At 63.3% G+C, this 20,632-nt stretch carries 13 protein-coding genes and 2 tRNA genes; 1 reads left to right on the top strand and 14 read right to left on the bottom strand.

Annotation, left to right across the window (positions count from 1 at the left end):
- The first annotated feature begins 32 nt into the window (after positions 1-32).
- Positions 33-809, top strand: coding sequence for an enoyl-ACP reductase FabI (locus CKO23_RS08575; RefSeq protein ID WP_200330038.1), 777 nt, complete (start codon positions 33-35; stop codon positions 807-809).
- A 200-nt stretch (positions 810-1,009) separates the two neighbouring features.
- Here CKO23_RS08575 and CKO23_RS08570 read toward each other — a convergent pair whose 3' ends face one another.
- The 14 genes from CKO23_RS08570 to hemN form a co-directional block, all read right to left on the bottom strand.
- Positions 1,010-2,731 (bottom strand): acyl-CoA dehydrogenase family protein, encoded by a 1,722-nt coding sequence (locus CKO23_RS08570; RefSeq protein WP_200330036.1) that lies wholly within the window; start codon positions 2,729-2,731, stop codon positions 1,010-1,012.
- Between the two features lie 7 nt (positions 2,732-2,738).
- The gene (locus CKO23_RS08565; protein WP_200330034.1) at positions 2,739-3,758 is read right to left on the bottom strand and encodes an electron transfer flavoprotein subunit alpha/FixB family protein; all 1,020 of its coding nucleotides are present in this window, start codon (positions 3,756-3,758) and stop codon (positions 2,739-2,741) included.
- A gap of 40 nt (positions 3,759-3,798) precedes the next feature.
- Complete coding sequence (locus CKO23_RS08560) at positions 3,799-4,689, bottom strand: electron transfer flavoprotein subunit beta/FixA family protein (protein ID WP_200330032.1); 891 nt, start codon at positions 4,687-4,689, stop codon at positions 3,799-3,801.
- A 436-nt stretch (positions 4,690-5,125) separates the two neighbouring features.
- The gene (gltA, locus tag CKO23_RS08555; RefSeq protein ID WP_200330030.1) at positions 5,126-8,206 is read right to left on the bottom strand and encodes an NADPH-dependent glutamate synthase; all 3,081 of its coding nucleotides are present in this window, start codon (positions 8,204-8,206) and stop codon (positions 5,126-5,128) included.
- A 234-nt stretch (positions 8,207-8,440) separates the two neighbouring features.
- Entirely contained in the window at positions 8,441-10,366 is a 1,926-nt protein-coding gene (locus CKO23_RS08550; RefSeq protein WP_200330028.1) for a SurA N-terminal domain-containing protein, read from the bottom strand.
- Between the two features lie 77 nt (positions 10,367-10,443).
- Positions 10,444-10,520 (bottom strand) — tRNA-Asp (locus CKO23_RS08545).
- A gap of 6 nt (positions 10,521-10,526) precedes the next feature.
- Positions 10,527-10,602 (bottom strand) — tRNA-Val (locus CKO23_RS08540).
- Positions 10,603-10,615: 13 nt separating this feature from the next.
- On the bottom strand, positions 10,616-10,888 hold the full coding sequence (locus tag CKO23_RS08535; protein ID WP_200330026.1) for an HU family DNA-binding protein: 273 nt from the start codon (positions 10,886-10,888) through the stop codon (positions 10,616-10,618).
- A 357-nt stretch (positions 10,889-11,245) separates the two neighbouring features.
- Positions 11,246-13,705, bottom strand: a complete 2,460-nt coding sequence (gene lon, locus CKO23_RS08530; protein ID WP_200330024.1) for an endopeptidase La — start codon at positions 13,703-13,705, stop codon at positions 11,246-11,248.
- A 213-nt stretch (positions 13,706-13,918) separates the two neighbouring features.
- Positions 13,919-15,193, bottom strand: coding sequence for an ATP-dependent Clp protease ATP-binding subunit ClpX (gene clpX / locus CKO23_RS08525; RefSeq protein WP_200330022.1), 1,275 nt, complete (start codon positions 15,191-15,193; stop codon positions 13,919-13,921).
- 211 nt (positions 15,194-15,404) lie between these two features.
- Complete coding sequence (gene clpP, locus CKO23_RS08520) at positions 15,405-16,049, bottom strand: ATP-dependent Clp endopeptidase proteolytic subunit ClpP (RefSeq protein ID WP_200330020.1); 645 nt, start codon at positions 16,047-16,049, stop codon at positions 15,405-15,407.
- Between the two features lie 98 nt (positions 16,050-16,147).
- Positions 16,148-17,458, bottom strand: coding sequence for a trigger factor (tig, locus tag CKO23_RS08515; protein ID WP_200330018.1), 1,311 nt, complete (start codon positions 17,456-17,458; stop codon positions 16,148-16,150).
- A gap of 127 nt (positions 17,459-17,585) precedes the next feature.
- Positions 17,586-19,175 (bottom strand): long-chain-fatty-acid--CoA ligase, encoded by a 1,590-nt coding sequence (locus tag CKO23_RS08510; protein ID WP_200330054.1) that lies wholly within the window; start codon positions 19,173-19,175, stop codon positions 17,586-17,588.
- Positions 19,176-19,189: 14 nt separating this feature from the next.
- A complete protein-coding gene (hemN, locus tag CKO23_RS08505; RefSeq protein WP_200330016.1) occupies positions 19,190-20,575 on the bottom strand; it encodes an oxygen-independent coproporphyrinogen III oxidase in 1,386 nt (461 codons plus the stop codon).
- Positions 20,576-20,632: the final 57 nt, after the last annotated feature.

The following is a 20,632-nucleotide window of genomic DNA, read 5'->3' as shown; positions in this document are numbered from 1 at the left end:
CGCCCACAACCGACCGCAAGAGACGATCAACAATGGGTTTCCTACAAGGCAAGAAGGTTCTTATCACGGGCGTCGCGAGCAACCGCTCCATCGCATGGGGCTGCGCCCAGGCCATGCGCCGGGAAGGCGCCGAGATCGCCCTGACCTACCAGAACGACAAACTCAAGACACGGGTGGAGGAATTTGCCGCCAAGCTGGGCTCGACGATCGCGCTCCCCCTCGACGTCAGCAGCGATCGGGAGATCACGCATCTCTTCACTGAGCTGGAAGCGCACTGGGACGGGCTCGACGTCATCGTCCACTCCGTCGCCTTCGCACCTCAGCATGAGCTGGCGGGCGACTATGTCGAGGGGCTGACGCGCGAGGGCTTCCTCACCGCCCACGAGATCTCGTCCTACAGTTTCTCCGCCCTCGCCAAGGCGAGCCGGCGCATGATGGAGGGCCGCAACGGCTCGCTGCTGACCATGACCTTCCTCGGCTCGGTCAGGGCCGTCCCCTACTACAACGTCATGGGCCTGGCGAAGGCCAGTCTCGAGGCGAACGTGCGCTACCTGGCCGCCTCGCTCGGTCCCCAGGGCACCAGGGTCAACGCCATCTCCGCCGGTCCGGTCCAGACCCTGGCGGCGTCCGGCATCTCGCATTTCCGTTCGATGCTCAAACAGGTGGAGCGCCACACCCCGCTGCGGCGGACCGTCACCACCGAGGAGGTCGGCAACGCCGCCGCCTTCCTCTGCTCCGATCTCGCCAGCGGCATCACCGGCGATATCCTCTACGTCGACACCGGCTTCAACATCCTCGGCCTCGGCTAAACCGCCACCAAGCACGGCGATCCCGTCCGCTTGAGAGCGGACAGGATTGGCAGGGTCGGCCAGGCGCGCCAGGACGCCCTGAGCAACGCCTGTCAATCCTGCCGGCACGGCACGTCCCGCCTCTGTGAGCCCTTGGCGATCCGCGCAGCCTGTCAGTCGACGAGAAACGTCGCGGCAGGCGCCCCGGTAGCCGCCGCGGCTCAGATCAGAATGTCCTCGGCGTGCAGCAGGTCGGCGTAGAGATCCTTCTTGATGATTTCCCAGTTCCCGCGCGTCTTGGCTGCCGCGCCCAGGATGTAGCGCCGGGCGATGAAGACCTTGCGGTTGTCCTCGTCCGCCTCGTCCATGAGCAGCCACCCCGTATAGAGATAGGAGTAGATCTCCACCAACTCCTTGGCGGCGACGCTCTGGAAATGCTTGTCGGTCTTGTCCGTGACGAATTTCAGGGCGTCCAGGAAGAGCACGCGCATCTCCTTCAGCTCATCCGCCAGTCGTCCCAGACTGCCGGCCGTCTCCCGCTGCTCGCGTGCCTCGAAGTCGGCGGCGAAGATGTCGTTGATGACACCGCCGATGGCCGCGACGATTTGCAGCTGCGAGGTCCCCTCGTAGATGTTGGTGATGCGCGCATCCCGGGTCAGGCGCTCGACATTGAACTCCCGCATATAGCCCGTGCCGCCATGAATCTGCAGGGCGTCATAGGAGACCCTGTTGGCGTTCTCGCTGAGCACGTACTTGGCCATGGGGGTAAGCAAGGCCGCGACGCGGGACGCCTCCTTGAACTTGGCGCTCTCGGCGCTCGAGTCCTTGCCCTGCGCCTTGAGCGCCTCGATCCGCTCCTCCAGCTTGTTGCGCAGGTCCACCCAGTGACAGGCGGCATAGAGTAGCGAGCGATCGCTCTCCAGCGTCACGCGGATTTCCATGAGCATATTGGTGACCACGGGGATCTCGTAGATGCTCTTGCCGAACTGCTCGCGCGCCTTGGCGTAGCGCAGCGCCTCCTCATAGGCCGCCTGGGAGATGCCGAGGGCCTGACCGGCCACGCCCAGTCGCGCCCCGTTCATCATGTCCATGACGTACTTGATGAGGCCGAATTTGCGCTTGCCGATGAGTTGGGCGGGCGTGTCGTTGAACTGCAGCTCGCAGGTCGGCGACCCATGGATGCCGAGCTTGTTCTCGATGCGCCGCACCACGACGTCGTCCTTGCCATAGCAGGCAAAGAGACTCAAGCCCCGGCCGTCCTTGGTGCCCGGCTCGGAGCGCGCCAGCACCAGAATGATCTCGGCGTTGCCGTTGGTGATGAAGCGCTTGACGCCCTTCAGCCGCCACTGACCGGACTCGTCCTGGTAGGCCACCATGTTGACGGCCTGCAGGTCGGAGCCCGCATCCGGCTCGGTCAAGGCCATGGCGCCCGTGGCCTCGCCGCTGGCGAACTGGGGCAGGAACTCCTGGCGCTGCTCTTCGGTGCCGTACTTGTTGATGGTCTCGGCGATGTCCTGCAGACCGAAGAGGTTCATCAGCGAGGCCTCGGCCCGGGAGACCATTTCGATCGCCATCGTATAGATGGTGGTCGGAATGTTGAGCCCCCCGTAGCGCCGCGGCAGGGTGAAGCCCATGAGCTCCGCCTTGGTCAGCTGCTCCAACGCCTCCTGGATCCCCTTGGCGTACTGGACCTTGCCCTCGGAGAAATGACTGCCCTCCTCGTCCACGGCGGCGGCCTGCGGGGCGACGTTGTTCGCCGTGATGTCGCCGACGATCTCCAGGACCTTGCGGTAGTTGTCGAGCGCGTCCTGATAGTCGACCGGGGCGAAGTCGTACTCTTTGGCCTCGGCATAGCCGTGCTCGGCCATCTCGACCACGTCCGCGAGCTTCAGGCGATTGAAATGGAAGAGTAGATCAGTGTTATCGGTGAAATAGTTGGCCATGGCTCGGCTACTTTAATTTGTGCTTATAGGCGTCGATGAGCATCGGGATGACGTCCATCACATCGCCGACGATGCCGTAGTGGCAGACGCCGAAGATGGGTGCGTCAGGATCGTCGTTGATGGCGATGATCTTGTTCGAGTCGGCCATCCCAGCCCGGTGCTGGATCGCCCCGGAGATGCCGCAGGCGATGTAGAGCTTGGGCCGCACCGTGACCCCGGTCTGCCCGACCTGGCGCGCATGGTCGATGAAACCCGCGTCGACCGCCGCGCGCGTGCCGGCAACCTCCCCCCCGATGACGCGCGCCAGCTCGTAGAGGATCTGGAAGTTCTGGAAGTTGCCCATGCCGTAGCCGCCCGACACGATGATGGGCGCGGCCTTGAGATTGACCTTGGAATCCTCGTGATGCCTGGCGATGATGCGGACCAGATGGTCGACGTCGTCCGGCTCATAGCGCACCTGCGTGATCCGCCCCTCGACCGGCTGCTCCAGCGGAATCTTCTCCATGACGCCCTCGCGCACCGTGGCCATCTGCACGGGCGAGTCCGGACAGATGATGGTCGCGATGATGTTGCCGCCGAAGGCCGGACGGATCTGCAGCAGCAGCTGCGCGTAGTCCTTGCGCAGATAGGTCACGTCCGAGATCTGCAGATCCGTACAGTCGGCGGTCAGGCCGCTGCGCGTGTGGGACGCAACCCGTGGCGCCAGGTCACGACCGATGAAGGAGCCGCCAAAGAGGACGATGCGCGGCTGATATTCATCGACCAATTCGCTGAGGATGCGGCTATAGGGCAGCGTGTTGTAGTGCGCGAGCTCCGGATGATCCGCCAGCAGAACCTCGGTCACGCCGTAGCGGAAGGTCTCCGTTGCAAGGTCCTGCATGTCGTGCCCGATGAGCACCGCCTTCAGCGCGCCGTTGAGGCTCTCCGCCAGCTTGCGGCCCTTGGAGAGCAGCTCGAAGCTCACCTCGGCGGGCTTGCCCTCGCGCTGCTCGATAAATACCCAGACTTCTTGTTGTGTGTCGCTCATAGTGGCCTATCCGAAACAGGGGCCTATCCGAAACAGGGGTCTATCCGAAGATATGATCGTCCATCAGCTTGTCGATCAGCCCGTACATCCCCTCTTTCGTCGCGGGGATGGTCTCATGGGTGCTGCCGCCAAGGACCACGGACTCGATCTTATGGACCTTGGTCGGTGAGCCGCCCAAGCCGCACCGGCTGCTGTCGATATCCAGGTCGTCGGCGGTCAGCGTGGGAATGAAGAGCCCCTTGGAGACGTATTCATCCTTGAGCTGATCCGAGTAGAGCAGCGAATTGGCCTCCGCCATCTTCTCGAGCTCGAGCAGGGTGCGGGCGTTCTTGTAGGCCATGACCCGCTTGGCGCGGAAGGGACGCGGCGTCGCGGCATCCTTCACCACGGTGATCAGCAGCGGCAATGTGCCTTCCAGGACCTCGAAGCCGTGATCGATCTTGCGCCTGACGGTGATGGTCCGATCCTTGGCCTCAAGGATCGCCTCGGCATAGGTGATCTGGGGAAGCGCCAGCTTCTCCGCCGTTTGGGGACCGACCTGGGCGGTATCGCCGTCGATCGCCTGGCGACCGGCGAAGATGATGTCGTAGGGAGCCAACTTGCGCAGGGTCTCCGCGAGCACATAGGAGGTGGCGAGGGTGTCCGCGCCGGCGAACTTGCGGTCGCTGACGAGAATGGCCTCGTCGGCCCCCATGTAGAGGCAGTCTCTCAGCAAATCCGATGCCTTCAGAGGCCCCATGGTCACCACGCGCACCGTGCCGTCGTAGCGATCCCGGAGCTGCAGCGCCAATTCCAGGGCGACCTTGTCCTCGGGATTGAAAATCGTCGGGAGCTTACTGCGGTTGACGGTTCCATCCGGCTTCATCACCTGCCCGGAGATGTTCGCCGTATCCGGAACCTGTTTGACCATTACGATGGAATGGTAGCTCATGCTCTGCCTTGTGATGTTCGTCTGTGAAGCGTTAGGGACGCGACCAAGGCGGAGCCCGAGAATCGATGTGCGGGGCTGCGATGGCTGCGCGACCCGGAAATTGACCGGCGTCGAGACTTGGCGAGCGTCCGGCACGTCGCCACTCAGAGCCTGGGGAGGAAGCGGCTGCCGAGTTGCGGCCCTCTTCACACCCCAGAGCAGACGACCGAGGATGTTCTCGTTGTCTTCTGCCCCGGTGCGATCCGCGCAGCTTGCACGGTCGCCGAGCAACCTGCACAACCCGGGCGCCCGACGCAGATTGACGGATGCGGCCGGGAAATTCAACCGCTCTCAGCGGGGTTGCGGGATATCCCCTGGATGCTATCGGCGGCACTCCGCGCCGGAGGGTGTGGTTCCGAGCGCGCCGGAATGAAGGCCAGCCCGCGCCCTGCCAGGGTCAGTGAGGGACGCGCGGGACCGACGCGGGAGCGCCACCGTCCTGATCGGTGAAATCGATGCGTGATAATAGCCCGGGCTGACCCTGCCGATAGCGCTGAAGCTCAGTGCGCAGCAGTGCGACATGCTCGCGCTCTTCGGCCGCCAGCTCCCGGTAGAGTTCGGCCTCCGGCGAGCCCTCAGGCACCTGTGCGCCACGCTCCGTGAAGAAGCTGACGGCCCGCTCCTCGCAGGCAATCGCGATCCGAAAGAGGTTGATCGGATCTTCGGGGTGACTGCCGATTCCCGCATAGATGGCGGCCCGATCCACATGAAAGCCGTCGGCAGGCGGCGGAACCTCGACGTGATAGCGGCGGGCAAGGGTCGCCATGTGCTCCGCCTCCATACCCGCGAATCGCCCGAACAACTCCCTCAGCGCGGCATCCCGCGTGTCCTCCGCAGCCCGCCGGTAGAAGGCCATGCCGCCGAGTTCGATCTCGAAGGCGGTCCGAATCGCCTCCAACGCCGCGGGCCCCTCGATCTGATGCGGATCGAGCGGCTTCAAGCGCCCGCCGCACTCGGGACACTGGCCGTAGGGGAAGGCAAAGCCCTCGCTCACCTTGCCGCACTCGTGGCAGCGCCACTCCAGGCGGGCGCCCGCACAGCAGATGTAGGCCTCCTCACCCTCATCCAGTGGCTGGTGGCACTTGGGGCAGATCGGCCCGCCAGTGGGTGGAGGCCCGTCCGTCTCGGGGCGCATCGGTAGCCGATCCGCCCCAGCCAAGAGGGACGCGCAGCTCCCGACGTCGGCGGCTGTGATGGGCCACTTCTTGTCCAGATGCAGATAGGTCGCGATGGACCTGGCGGCGCGCCGTCCGGCTCCCATGGCCAGGATCACCGTCGCGCCGCCCGTGACGATGTCGCCGCCCGCGAAAACGCCGGGCAGATTGGTTGCCTGGGTCGAGTCGATCTGGCCGTCGTCCGCCGCAATGTGCCCCCGTGGACCGACCGCGAGATCGGGCGAAGACTCGGTGACGATCGAGTTGGCCCTGGTCCCCAAGGCGGAGATGACGGTGTCGCAGTCGATGTCGCACCGCTCGCCGGTGGGCATGGGCGTGCACCGTCCGCGCTCGTCCGGTTCGCCCAGCGCCATGCGCTCGACCTTCATGCCGGTCACATTGCCCTCGGCGTCAGTCAGGACTTCGATGGGTCCGTGGAGAAAGAGGAACGCGATCCCCTCCTCCTTGGCGTGACGGATCTCTTCGATGCGGGCCGGCGCCTCGGCCTCGGAGCGCCGATAGACGCAGGTCACGCGCTCCGCGCCGAGCCGCTTGGCAACGCGCAGACAGTCCATCGCCGTATTGCCGGCGCCGACCACCACCACGCTCTGACCGACACGGATGGGGGTATCGCAATAGGGGAATCTGTCGCCTCCCATGAGGTTGACACGGGTGAGGAATTCGTTGGCGCTGTAGACGGTGGCGGCATTCTCTCCAGGGATACCGAGAAAGCTGGGCGCGCCCGCGCCAACACCCAGGAAGACGGCGTCATAGCCCATCTCATCGATGAGCTGCGGCACCGTGAAGGTTCGACCGATCACCTTATTGGTTACGATCTCGACCCCTTGATCCCGCAGTTGCTGAACCTCGCGCGCGATGATGTCGCGCGGCAGGCGGAAGGCTGGGATCCCGTACTGGAGCACGCCGCCGACCACATGGAGCGCCTCGTAGACGGTCACCTCGCAGCCATACTTCACCAGGTCCGCCGCCGCGGCCAGGCCGGCCGGACCGGCACCGCAGATGGCCACCTTGCCGAGCTTCCGCCCGACGCGGAGCGGCTCGACCCGCGGCCGCCCCGCGTGATCGCCGACGAAGCGCTCGAGCCGACCGATGGCGACCGGCTCGACCTTGGCCGTGATGATGCACTGGGCCTCGCACTGAGTCTCTTGAGGACAGACGCGCCCACAGATGGAGGGGAAAGCGTTGGACTGGCGAATCACCGCCGCCGCGCCGTCGATATCGCGCACCAGGAGGTGACGGATGAAGCCCGGGATATCGATCTGCACCGGGCAGCCGGCGACACATTTGGGCTTGGCGCACTGCAGGCAGCGCTCAGCCTCCCGCAACGCCATCTCCAGCTCGTAGCCGAGATTCACCTCCTGGAAATGGCGCGCACGCTCGCGCGGGTCGCGCTCCGGCATCGGGGTCTGCTTGGGGGCGAGATCCTTGATTTTCTTGTAGTTACGCTTCTCTTCCTCGAAGAGCGCGCGCTCGAGTTGGCAGATGTGCGCGTAGTCCTCTCGGGCACGCGCCTCCTCGTTGCGAAAGCGCAGCTGCCGCGCCATGAGCTCGGCGAAGTCGACCTGGTGGCCGTCGAAGTCCGGGCCATCGACGCAGGCGAATCGGGTCTGGCCGTCGATGCTGACGCGACAGGAGCCGCACATCCCGGTCCCGTCGACCATGATGGTATTGAGGCTCACCATGGTCTTGACGCCGAATGGGCGGGTCGTCTCCACACAGGCATTCATCATCGGCAGCGGGCCAATGGCCACGACCAGATCCGGCGGATCCTGCGTGAGGACCTCCCGCAATGCCTCCGTGACGAAGCCGGCGCGGCCATAGCTGCCGTCGTCCGTGCAGACGATGAGCCGATCGCACTGGTCGCGGAACTTGTCTTCCCAGAACATCTGCGGCCGCGCGCGAAAGCCGATGATGCCAGTGGTGCGGTTTCCCGCCTCCCTGAAGCCACGCAGCTGGGGATAGATCGGCGCCACGCCAAGACCGCCCCCCACGAGGACCACATGTCCGACCCGCTCGATGTGCTGAGGCCGGCCGAGAGGTCCCACGAAATCGACGAACTGGTCGCCCTCCGCGTAGTGGCTGGCCATCTCATGCGTGGTCTTTCCAGTCGCCTGGATGACCATGGTGATGGTGCCCTTCTCCCGATCGAAGTCCGCGACGGTGAGCGGGATGCGTTCGCCGCCCTCGCGCAATCGCAGCATCAAGAACTGTCCGGGCTGCGCGGCACGCGCCACGTCTGGGGCGAGGACCTCCCACAGGAAGGTGATCTCGGAGAATGCCTGACGGCGAAGGATCCGGTACATGGCTCACCTCTCTCAGCAGAACATGAGGAGACGGGAATCAAGGCTCAATCAGTGGTCTCAGCCACCCAGTCAGCCGCACCGCCGCGCGGGGAAGTTCGCATCGTTTCCCATAGCGCCCTGGCGAACATCGAGAGGCCGACTGGCTGGCAACGCGCACAAGCACCAACGGGAGTCTCCAGACGCAAAAACGGCGCCTAGTTTGGCGCCGTCCTCACAACTGGGATCAGGATGACATCACAGCGAATCGCCGGTCTCCACGGCTTTGCGCTCGATATCCGCCCGGCTTTCCATATCCTTGAGCATGTCCTCGGATAGCTGTCTGCCCATGATCTGGGTCAGCAGGAAGGACTCCGGCGCGGGCTTGCCGTCTTGGCTCGGCTTGACCTCGCCATCCTCGACCCGGGCGAGACGGACGACGACGGCATCGCCATCATCCAGTGTCGCCGTCCCCACCGTGACGCCGCCATCCGCCGGCGCCGGCAGTTTGAAGGCGGCGTCCAGCACGGCCGCGGGCACTTCGGGCGCCCTGCGACCGACCAGCCCCGGAGACTCCGGCTTGAGCGCGGCGTCGACGACTGCCCAGTCCGAGGACTGACGCAGCTTCTCGGCAATGGACTCCGCCGCCGCGGCAGCCGCTTCTTTGGCCTTGGCCTTCTTGATCTCGGCAAGGATCTCGTCGCGAACCTCGGACAAGGGCTTGACCGATGCCTCACGATGATCGGCGACACGCAGCACGACGGCCTGGAGACGATCCCGCTCCGGCTCGATCATGTCGCTATTGAGTCCCTGTCCGCGCACCTCGTCGCTGAAGGCCGCCGCAATTACCTTGGGCTCTGCGAGAATGCCCTCGCCGCCACCGTCGCGACTGATCCAGTCGCTATGCTGGACGCTGAGTCCCAACTCCTCGGCCGCCGGCTCGAGACTGTCCGGCGATTCATAGCTCAGGCTGGCCAGCCGCTCGCCAATGTCGTAGTAGAGTCCGTCCGCGCGCTGCTTCGAGAGCTCCGCGCGCAATTGATCGCGCACCTCTTCGAACGGCTTGGTCTGCGACGGGATGATCTCGGTCACCTCGATGATGTGGTAGCCGAACTGCGTGCGCACCGGCTCCGAGATCTTGCCCTTCTCGAGCGCAAAAGCCGCCTGATCGAAGGCCGGGACCATGATGCCCGACTCGATGACGCCGAGAGAGCCACCGTTGGTCGCGCTGCCCGGATCCTGGGAAGACTCCTTTGCCAGTTCCTCGAAGGATTCGCCCGCGAGGATGCGCGCGCGAATCCCCTGGAGCTCGTCCAGGGCGGCCTTCGCCGTCGCGTCGTCGGCATCCTCCGACACCTTGCGAAGGATATGTCGCACGTTGCGACGCTCCGGCTGCGCAAAGCGCGCCTTGTCGGCCTCGTAGGCCTGGCGCAGATCTTCCTCGCCGACCTCGACCTTCGGGGCTAGAGACTCCACATCGAGCACCAGATAGTCCAACTTGACCTGCTCGGGCGACTGGAAGCGCGCCGGATTGGCGTCATAGAAGGCGGAAACCTCAGCGTCGTCGATGGGCGCATCGGTCTGGTAGTCGGACAGCGGGAGCTTGACATAGCTCAGCTCGCGCTTCTGATTCATCAGGCGTTGATACTGCTCCATCTCGTAGGGCGTCGTCACCTCGCTCGCCGAGACGGCACGGGCCAACTGGCCGGCAGCCATGCGCTGGCGCATCTGCGCCTCATACATCGCCGGGGACAAGCCCTGATACTTGAGCAGCCGCTCGTAAGTCTCCTTATCGAACCGACCGTCCTTCTGGAACGCGGGATCCGCGAGGATCTGGATCTGAACATCCTGATCCGCAACCCTGAGTCCGAGCTGTCGGACCTCGTTCAGCAGCAGCGTCTCCTGGATCATGTCATCGAGCACTTCACGGCGAAGCTGCTTGTCATCGAATGCGGCCGCATCATAGGCCGCGCCGAGACGCTCTCTGAGCTCGAGCCGGGACTGCTGGACGCGCCGGTCCAAGTCGCGAGCGGGGATCTCGACCCCATTGACGGTTGCCGCGATCGGCTCGCCGCCGACGTCAAGGTAGGACTGAATCCCCCAAAGCGCGAAGGGAATACTGATCAGAATTACGATAGCCCAAGCAATCCAGCCTTGAGCGCGGTCACGGATGGTCTGAAGCATGGCAATTCGGCCGACAGAATGAAGGGGATGTACAAAAAAGAACGGGGTATCCAAAGGATACCCCGTTTTCTCACAGATGGCGGAGCGGACGGGGCTCGAACCCGCGACCCCCGGCGTGACAGGCCGGTATTCTAACCAACTGAACTACCGCTCCGGATTTTGGTGGGTGCTGCAGGGCTCGAACCTGCGACCCTCGCCTTGTAAGGGCGATGCTCTCCCAGCTGAGCTAAGCACCCTTCAGACGAGCGACTATTGTACAGCGTCCTTCAGGGCTTTGCCAGCCTTAAATGAAGGTGTTTTCGAAGCCTTGATCTCGATGGCTGCGCCGGTCTGTGGATTGCGGCCAGTACGTGCCGCGCGCTCCTTGACGGCGAAGGTGCCAAAGCCAATCAGCGACACCGTGTCCCCTTCCTTCAGAGCAATGGCGATCGAATCCGTGAAGGCGTCCAAGGCACGTGCCGCAGCCGTCTTGGAGATATCAGCGGCTTCCGCCATTTTTTCGATGAGCTCCGACTTATTCATTTATTTCCCCTTAGAACCCCTGTTGAGAGCCTTATTGATAGCCAAGTTCACTGCGATAGCGGGAGACCTCCCGTCCAGCCCGGATCGGACACAGACAATAGGGACGGCTTACGCCAAGATCAGCCCAATCAAACGGCAGCGCGAATCGGGTTAGCATGCTATGACGGACAGCCCACCAGGGGCAACAGGACTTAAGCCCGAAGGGATCCGCCCAGCACACAGACAACCGAACATCCATTCCCGACACAAACCGAGAACGGGATTATAAACACATCAGCCGCACGCGTTGCCTGCTGCGAGACGAACGCGAAGCTTTTGGGATGCGCCGCCCGACCGAGGCCGGACAGGCGCACCACATTAGTGGTGGAGGCGCGCACCCTGATCTCGCGCCCCTTCGACCGATGACTCATGGGCATCGTCGTCGACTGCAAGCGGCTCCTCCCCCTCGGCCTTCACGGAAACCGCCTCGGGACGCTCCGTCAACGCCAGGTCGAGCACCTCATCGATCCAGCGGACAGGATGGATCTTCAGGTGCTGCTTGATATTCTTCGGGATCTCGGTGAGATCGCGCTCGTTCTCGAGCGGGATGATCACCGTCTCGATGCCGCCCCGGTGGGCAGCCAGTAGCTTCTCCTTGAGCCCACCGATCGGGAGCACCTCGCCACGCAGGGTGATCTCGCCCGTCATGGCGACACTGGAGCGGACCGGAATCTTGGTGAGGGCCGAGACCAGGGCCGTGCACATGGCTACGCCCGCACTCGGACCATCCTTCGGGGTCGCCCCCTCGGGCACGTGGATATGGATGTCGAATTGATTATGGAAATCAGGCGGCACGCCCAGGGCATCCGCGCGCGCGCGCACCACGGTCATGGCCGCTTGAATCGACTCCTGCATGACATCGCCGAGTTGACCCGTGTAGGTGAACTTGCCCTTTCCAGGGACCAGCGCGGACTCGATCCGCAGCAGTTCCCCGCCGACCTCCGTCCAGGCGAGACCAGTCACCTGACCGATCTGATCGTGCTCGTCGGCGCGACCGTAGCGGTAGCGTTGCACACCGAGATACTTCTCCAGCGTCTTGGCCGAAACGGTCGTCGGCGCGTCGCGCTTCTTGAGCAGGACCTCCTTCACCACCTTCCGACAGATCTTGGAGATCTCACGCTCCAAGTTGCGCACGCCAGCCTCGCGCGTGTAGTGACGAATGATGTCGCGCAGGGCGCTCTCACGGATGACCAGTTCCCCGGAGCGAAGACCGTTGTTCTTGGTCTGCTTGGGGACGAGGTATTTCTCCGCGATGGCGACCTTCTCATCCTCCGTGTAGCCAGACAGCCGGATCACCTCCATGCGGTCGAGCAGCGCGGGCGGGATGTTCAGGGTGTTCGCGGTGCCGACGAACATCACCTCGGAGAGGTCGAAGTCTACCTCCAGGTAGTGATCGACGAAGGTGTGATTCTGCTCCGGATCCAAGACTTCCAGCAGCGCGGACGCCGGGTCGCCACGGAAGTCCATCGCCATCTTGTCGATCTCGTCGAGCAAAAAGAAGGCGTTGCGTGAGGCGGCCTTGGAGAGGTTCTGGATGATCTTGCCGGGCAGCGCACCGATATAGGTGCGACGATGGCCGCGAATCTCCGCCTCGTCGCGCACGCCGCCGAGGGACATGCGCACGAACTTGCGGTTGGTCGCACGGGCGATCGATTGGCCCAGAGACGTCTTGCCGACACCCGGAGGTCCGACCAGGCAGAGGATGGGGCCCTTGAGCTTGCGCACGCGCTGCTGCACGGCCAGATACTCGAGGATGCGCTCCTTGACGCGCTCCAGACCATAGTGGTCCTTGTCGAGCACCGCCTCGGCAACCTTGATGTCGTTGCGGATACGGGTTCGCTTCTTCCAGGGCACGCTCACCAGCGTGTCGATGTAGTTGCGCACCACGGTCGCCTCGGCCGACATGGGCGACATCAGCTTCAGCTTGTTGAGCTCGGACTGAGCCTTATCCTTGGCCTCGCGCGGCATGCCCGCGGCCTCGATCCGCTTGGCCAGATCCTCGATCTCGTTCGGGGCCTCCTCGAGTTCACCCAACTCCTTCTGGATGGCCTTCATCTGCTCGTTGAGATAGTACTCGCGCTGATTCTTCTCCATCTGGCGCTTCACACGCCCGCGGATGCGCTTCTCCATCTGCAGGATGTCGTTCTCGGACTCCATCAGCCCCATGAGGTGCTCGAGCCGGACCTGGACGTCCACCATCTCAAGCACACGCTGCTTCTCGTCGAGTTTCAGCGACATGTGGGCAGCCATGGTGTCCGCGAGCCGACCCGCATCATCGATGCTGGCCAACGAGGTCAAGACCTCGGGCGGCACCTTCTTGTTCAGCTTGACGTACTGATCGAAGAGCGTCATCGCCGAGCGCATCAGCACCTCCTGCTCACGCTCGTCGATCTCCAGCGTCTCGTCCATGGGCTGGATGATCGCGGAGAAGGACTCTTCGGTCGTGACGAAGCGGTCGATATGCGCCCGTTGATTGCCTTCGACCAGAACCTTCACGGTCCCGTCCGGCAGCTTGAGCAGTTGGAGGATGTTGGCGAGGGTGCCGATCTCGTGCAGGTCTTTGACCTCCGGATCATCGACATCCGCGCTCTTCTGCGCAATCAGCAGAATCTGCTTGTCACTCGCCATGGCACCATCGAGGGCGCGGATCGACTTGTCGCGCCCCACGAAGAGCGGGATGACCATATGCGGATAAACGACGACGTCGCGCAGAGGCAGGACAGGAACTTCCTGCGGAATCAGTCGCTCGGGGTTTGAAGCTGAATTCTGTAGCGCCATGGGGACCCGTTCTCGTTGGATCGAGCATCACCGAGCCGAGCACCCGACCCGGCCCCAGAGGGCGCGATGGGTGGGAGCCGGCAGCGACACCGATATTGTGGGAATGATCAAAGGATCGGGGCAGCCAGCGCCCGCTTCAACGACCGCCGCCGCCCTCGTCGGCGAGCGGCGGACCTTGGCTAGATCTCGGCTTGCAGCCTGGAAAGAATCGGCTCAATCAGCGGCCGCGGCCTGCTTCTCAACGCCTTCATAGATGAGGAACGGCTTGTTCTCTCCGTTGATGACGGAGGCATCGATCACGACCTTGCCCACATGATCCATCGACGGCAGATCGTACATGGTGTCCAACAACACCTGCTCCATGATGGTGCGCAGACCGCGGGCGCCCGTCTTGCGCTCCATCGCCTTGCGGGAGATCTCGCGCAGGGCGTCCTCGCGGATTTCGAGCTGCACGCCCTCCATTTCGAAGAGCCTCGCATACTGCTTGACCAGGGCATGCTTGGGCTCGGTCAGAATCCGCATGAGCGCCGCCTCGTCGAGTTCCTCGAGCGTCGCCATGACCGGCAACCGGCCGACGAACTCGGGAATGAGACCGTAACGGATCAGGTCCTCGGGCTCGACAGCACTCAGCAGTTCGCTGATCTGCCGACCATCGCCCTTGCTATGGACCTCGGCGGAGAAGCCGATCCCAGTCTTGCGGGAACGATTCTGAACCACCTTGTCGAGACCGGCAAAGGCACCGCCAACGATGAAGAGGATGTTCGAGGTATCGACCTGCAGGAACTCCTGCTGCGGATGCTTACGCCCACCCTGAGGTGGAACAGAGGCGATGGTCCCTTCGATGAGCTTCAGCAGTGCCTGCTGGACACCTTCGCCCGAGACATCGCGCGTAATCGAGGGGTTGTCGGACTTACGCGAAATCTTGTCGATCTCGTCGATGTAGACGATACCCGTCTGCGCCTTCTCGACGTCGTAGTCGCATTTCTGCAGCAGCTTCTGGATGATGTTCTCGACATCCTCGCCGACATAGCCCGCCTCGGTCAGCGTGGTCGCGTCGGCGATCGTGAAGGGCACATTCAGCAGCCGCGCCAGGGTCTCAGCCAAGAGCGTCTTGCCCGATCCGGTCGGGCCGATGAGCAGGATGTTGCTCTTGGCGATCTCGATATCTTCCTTCGCTTCCGCCACCTCGAGCCGCTTGTAGTGGTTGTAGACAGCGACGGAGAGGACTTTCTTCGCCTTCTCCTGGCCAATCACGAACTCATCGAGACGCCCGTTGATCTCGCGCGGCTTTGGGAGATGATTGGTGGTCTCCCCGACACTTTCCTGCATCTCCTCGCGGATGATGTCGTTGCAGAGCTCGACGCACTCATCGCAGATGAAGACGGAGGGACCGGCGATGAGTTTGCGGACTTCGTGCTGGCTCTTACCGCAGAATGAACAGTAGAGCAGCTTGCCTTCGTCGCTCTTGCCGTGATTGTTTCCACTCATCGGGGGTAGGTCTCCGGGGGGTCGATGGGGGATGCAGGTCCAGCATTCCCGAGTGAGGCCATCTCAATCATAATCATTTAGGCATATATGGCAAGACGGTTAAACGCAGGCTTTGTGGAGCGTCACAATTCTGGTGCACATCAAGCTCAAGTGCCGCTGACACGCGCGCCGCGATCCGGCTCGACCGAAGCCCTTCTCGGACCCCTTGCACTCAGGTCTTCGTCGGCGCCGGACCGCGCTCGGTGATCACCTTATCGATCAAGCCGTAGGCCTGGGCCTCCTCGCCGCCCATGAAGCGATCGCGCTCGGTGTCGTCGGCGATCTTCTCGATCGACTGCCCGGTGTGCGCGGCGAGGATCTCGTTCAAGCGCTCACGGATGTAGAGGATCTCCCGCGCATGGATGTCGATGTCGCTCGCCTGACCCTGGAAGCCGCCAAGCGGCTGATGGATCATCATGCGCGAATGCGGCAGACAATGGCGCTTGCCGGCGGCACCGCCCGCCAGGAGCAACGCACCCATGCTCGCTGCTTGACCGATACACATGGTGCTGACATCCGGCCGGATGAAACACATGGTGTCGTAGATCGCCAGACCGGCGGTCACCGAGCCGCCCGGTGAATTGATATAGAGGTGGATGTCCTTATCCGGATTTTCTGATTCCAGGAAGAGCAGCTGAGCCACCACCAGATTCGCCATGTGGTCTTCGACCGGCCCCACCAGAAAGATCACGCGCTCCTTGAGCAGGCGCGAATAGATGTCGAAGGAACGCTCGCCGCGGGCGGTCTGCTCGACGACGATGGGAACCAGACCCAGACCCTGCGGCTGCCAATCAGTACGACTCGAAGGTGTGCTCATGGGGTGCATCATTGCCCTGTATTCATTGATCGGTATTCATTGATCGATATCAACTTGGCGCAGTGCCGAGCGTCGAGCCTGAACGCTGCGCGCCCGCCCTAGGCCCCAGCGAGCGTGCCCGCCGTCTCGCCCTGCGTCAACTCGTGGAAGGACAGAGGCTCGTCCTCAATCGTCACACGCTCCAACACCAGCTCGATGACCTGATCTTCGAGCACCAAGGTCTCCACCTGGCTCAGGCGCGACGTATCGCCATAGTAGTAGTCGATAACCGTCTGCGGCTCTTCGTAGGTCGCGGCCATCTGCTCCACCATCTCGCGGACGCGGTTTGCATCCACTTCGATTCCGTTCTCCTTGACCATCTTGCCCATGATCAGGCCCAGGGCGACGCGGCGTCGGGCGGCTTCCGCGAAGAGTTGAGGCGGGAGCTGCATGGAACCACCGCCGAGCGCCTGCTGCATCTGCTCGATCATGGCCTTGGTCTCCTGCTCAACAATGGCTGCGGGCACGTCGAACGTATTGACTTCGAAGAGGACGTTCATCACCTGCTCTTTAGTGCGGGCTTTGAGGCGCTCTTTCAATTCCCGTTCCATGTTGGCACGCACGTCCGATTGGAAGCGCTCGATATCGCCGTCCTCGACGCCGAATGCCTTGATGAAGTCGCCGTCCACGTCGGGCACGCGCGCCTCGGCGACGGCATCGACGGTGATCTCGAAGCGAACGGGCTTGCCCGCGAGCTGCTCTGACTTGTAGTCGTCTGGGAAGGTCAGATCCAGGGTACGCGTCTCACCGGCACTCGCACCCGCCAGACCGTCTTCGAAACCTGGGATCATGCGTCCCGAACCCAGCTCGACCTTGAAACCGGTCGACGAGCCACCCTCGAACGCCTCCCCATCCAGCTTGCCGACGAAGGAAACGGTGACCTGGTCACCCGCTTGGCAGGACCGCTCGACCTCGACCCATGTCTTACGCTGCTCGCGCAAGCGCTCGATCATGGCACTCAGGTCAGCGTCAGTCACCTCGCTGACCGGACGCTTGACGACCTGACCGGAGAGCGACGCCAGTTCGAACTCAGGCATGACCTCGAAGATCGCCGTGAAGCCGACACGCTGCTCCTGCAGGTCGAAATCCGGCTCGATACGCGGCATGCCGACTGGGTGGAGCGACTCCGTCTCGAAAGCCTCCACGAGGCTCGACTGCACCATATCGGCCAGAACCTCATGATGAAGTTGCTCGCCGTAGCGTTGGCGCAGGACCTTCATGGGCACCTTGCCCGGCCGAAAGCCCGGCAACCGCGCACTGCGCGCGTACTTCTGCAGACGCTTTTCGACTTCTTCAGCGAGTTGCTCGAAGGGCAAATCGACCTTCAATCGACGCTCAAGTCCCTCACCCGCCTCAACCGAAACTTGCATTGACTCTCTCCAGCAGGCGCCGCCTGTTCATGCGCCCCGCATATTGAATGGGGAAACAGCGCGGACACCCCGTCCGCGCCTCCAAAAGCCGTTCAGTATAGCCTGTGGCCCAATCGGGCTCCAAGCGTCATCGATCCGGGGTAGCGGAGTCAGGCGCAGCGAAGGGAAGCGAGACGCCGCGTTCCTGCTCGCCTGAGCGACGCAGGGCGCGCTTGAGGATCTTGCCCGTCGAGCTCTTGGGCAAGGCTTCGTGAAGCAGGATACGCCGAGGTATCTCATGCTGACCGAGGTGCTCACGACACCAGGCCCGCAGGGTCGCAGAGGTGGCCGCCCCCTCTTGGCGCAGGGTGACATGGGCAACCGGCACCTCGCCGTGGCGCGCGTCCGGGTCGCCAACCACGGCCGCCTCCACCACCTCGGGGTGACGATAGAGGACCTCCTCGATCACCCGAGGATAGACGTTCATGCCATTGGTGATGATGAGATCCTTGAGTCGATCGACCAGATAGAAGTAGCCGTCCGCATCGCGATAGCCCAGATCACCGGTGCGGAACCAATCGCCGAAGAAGCTCTCACGGGTCGCCTCCGGCAAATTGAAATAGCCCTTCATCACATTTGGGCCACGCACGCAGACCTCGCCCGTCTCGCCGTCATCGAGAGGTCGACCTTCAGCATCAAGCACAGTCATCTCGACATCCGGAATCGGCAGCCCGACCGACCCAGGCTTGCGCACCCCCCGAGGAGGATTGACGCAGGTGACGGGACTGCATTCGGTCGGGCCGTCGCCCTCCAGCACAGGGATCCCGAAGCGCGCCTCGAATGCGGACATCAAGGCGACGGGCATGGCCGCTCCGCCGCTGACACAGCAGCGAACCCCCCGCCATGCAAACACCTGAGCGTCATCGAGACGCATGAGCACGCCATACATGCTCGGTACGCCGAGAAAAAGGGTTGCGCCATGCCTGGCGACGTTCTGGGTCACCAGCTTCGGCTCGAACCGAACCACCGGAATCAAACCGCACCCGAACAGCACAGGCGTCAGCATCCCGACGGTCGCAGCGAAGGCATGGAACATGGGCAGGACGACGAGCACCCGATCCGCTGGCGTGAAGTCTAGGGCCCGTGCGACGCTGGCGGTGTTCGCCAAGAGATTGGCGTGAGTCAGCATGGCGCCCTTGGGCCGGCCAGTCGTACCCGAGGTGTAGAGGATAACGGCCAAGTCCGCCGCCGGATCGCAATGCTGTTCAAACGCCGCGCCCCTGTGACGCGTGAGCGTCGCAAACGCCAGGATCCCCGGATCGGACGTCGCACCGATGCAGACCCGCAGTTCCACCCCGGAGCACTCCGCCTGCGCGGACTCGCTGACCGCCGCGAAATCCTCATGGTAGATCAGCGCCTTCGCACCACTATCACGGAGAATGAAGGCGACTTCCTTGGGGTTGAGCAACAGATTCAGTGGGACGACCGTCGCCCCCGCCTTGAGCACGCCCAGATAGGCGGTGACGAAGTCAGGGCCATTGGGCGCCAGCAGCCCCACCCGGTCTCCAGGTGCAATGCCGGCCTCCGCCAGCGAGGCGGCAACGCCCTCGGACGCGAGATCGAGCGCCCGGAACGACACGGACCCCGCATCGGTGAACACACAGGCGAGATCCGCGCACCTGGCCGCTGTCTCGCGAAAGCGACCGGCGATGCCCGCGCCGAGCCCCTGGGAGGCCATCACCCAGCCCAGTCTCAGATGACCTTGGAGAACCCGATCGGTCCCGTCTTTGCCGCGAGGTAGGCGTCGAAGGCCATGCAGATGTTACGCACCAGCAGCCGCCCGGGCGCCAGGATGCGAATCTCATCAGCCGTGATCTCGACCAGACCATCCTCCGCCATCCCCTGAAGCTTCTCCAGGCTGTCCGCGAAGTAGTCCGCGAACTGGATGCCCCACCTGGCCTCGGCGGCGCGCATATCGAGCCCGAAATGGCAAATGAGCTGGGTGATGATGTCACGCCGAATGAGGTCGTCGCGGTTCAGCTCGATGCCGCGGAAGACAGCGAGATGGCCGGCGTCGATGTCCGCATAGTATTCGTCCAGACCACGGCGGTTCTGCCCATAGGTGTTATCGACCTTGCCGATGGAGGTCACGCCGATCCCGATCAGATCGCAATCGGCATGGGTCGAGTAGCCCTGGAAATTGCGATAGAGGGTTCCGGCCTGCTGGGCCAGCGCGAGCTCGTCGTCCGGACGCGCAAAGTGGTCCATGCCGATGTAGACATAGCCGGCCTCGGTCAGGCGCGCGATGGTGGACTGCAGGATATCGAGCTTGACCTCGGGCGCGGGCAAATCGGCATCGTTGATGCGGCGCTGGGGCTTGAAGCGCTCCGGCAGGTGCGCGTAGTTGAAGATCGACAGACGCTGCGGATTCACCGCGATGACGCGCTCCAGGGTCTTGGAGAAGCTCTCGACCGACTGGAAGGGCAGCCCGTAGATGAGATCGATACTGATGGAGCGGAAGCCCTCGGCCAGCGCGGCGTTCAGCACCGCCATGGTCTGTTCTTCGGTCTGGATCCGGTTCACCGCGGTCTGCACGCGAGGATCGAAGTCCTGCACGCCGAGACTCATGCGGTTGAAGCCGATCTGACGCAGCACCTTGATCGAGGCGGCATCGGCCTCGCGCGGATCGATCTCGATCGAGAATTCGCCGACGTCGTCACCGGCCAGCGTGAAATGCCGGCGGGTCACCTCCATCAGCTCGATCATCTGAGCGTTGTTGAGGAAGGTCGGCGTACCGCCGCCCCAGTGCAGCTGCTCGACCTGGCGCGACCGGTCGAAGAGCGCGGACTGCATCTCCAGCTCACGGTAGACGCGCTCCAGATAGGGCTGCACCAGCGAGCGATCCTTGGTCGCGATCTTGTTGCACGCGCAATAGAAGCAGACCGTGTCGCAGAACGGCAGGTGAAAATAGATCGAAAGCGGTCGGCCGCTCTCGTTGCTGCGCGCACAGGCGGTCTGGTAGGCCGCCTCGTCGAAGGACTCGTCGAACTCGACCGCGGTCGGGTACGAGGTATAGCGCGGACCGCTCTGGTCGTAGCGTCGAATCAAATCAAGGTCGAAGGAAACGCCTTGCTCCACCGTTCAATCCTCCAGCCGTGGAGCCCATCTTCGGCTCCCAAACGGCCTATCACGTAA

Origin of the sequence: Thiocystis violacea (assembly GCF_016583565.1) — a bacterium.
GTDB classification, from domain to species: domain Bacteria; phylum Pseudomonadota; class Gammaproteobacteria; order Chromatiales; family Chromatiaceae; genus Thiorhodococcus; species Thiorhodococcus violaceus_A.
This window is presented reverse-complemented; position numbering and strand designations above follow the sequence as displayed.

Coding starts and splice junctions, on each gene's coding strand:
- CKO23_RS08575 (WP_200330038.1), top strand. CDS start 33: ATGGGTTTCCTACAAGGCAAGAAGGTTCTTATCACGGGCGTCGCGAGC.
- CKO23_RS08570 (WP_200330036.1), bottom strand. CDS start 2,731: ATGGCCAACTATTTCACCGATAACACTGATCTACTCTTCCATTTCAAT.
- CKO23_RS08565 (WP_200330034.1), bottom strand. CDS start 3,758: ATGAGCGACACACAACAAGAAGTCTGGGTATTTATCGAGCAGCGCGAG.
- CKO23_RS08560 (WP_200330032.1), bottom strand. CDS start 4,689: ATGAGCTACCATTCCATCGTAATGGTCAAACAGGTTCCGGATACGGCG.
- gltA (WP_200330030.1), bottom strand. CDS start 8,206: ATGTACCGGATCCTTCGCCGTCAGGCATTCTCCGAGATCACCTTCCTG.
- CKO23_RS08550 (WP_200330028.1), bottom strand. CDS start 10,366: ATGCTTCAGACCATCCGTGACCGCGCTCAAGGCTGGATTGCTTGGGCT.
- CKO23_RS08535 (WP_200330026.1), bottom strand. CDS start 10,888: ATGAATAAGTCGGAGCTCATCGAAAAAATGGCGGAAGCCGCTGATATC.
- lon (WP_200330024.1), bottom strand. CDS start 13,705: ATGGCGCTACAGAATTCAGCTTCAAACCCCGAGCGACTGATTCCGCAG.
- clpX (WP_200330022.1), bottom strand. CDS start 15,193: ATGAGTGGAAACAATCACGGCAAGAGCGACGAAGGCAAGCTGCTCTAC.
- clpP (WP_200330020.1), bottom strand. CDS start 16,049: ATGAGCACACCTTCGAGTCGTACTGATTGGCAGCCGCAGGGTCTGGGT.
- tig (WP_200330018.1), bottom strand. CDS start 17,458: ATGCAAGTTTCGGTTGAGGCGGGTGAGGGACTTGAGCGTCGATTGAAG.
- CKO23_RS08510 (WP_200330054.1), bottom strand. CDS start 19,175: ATGGCCTCCCAGGGGCTCGGCGCGGGCATCGCCGGTCGCTTTCGCGAG.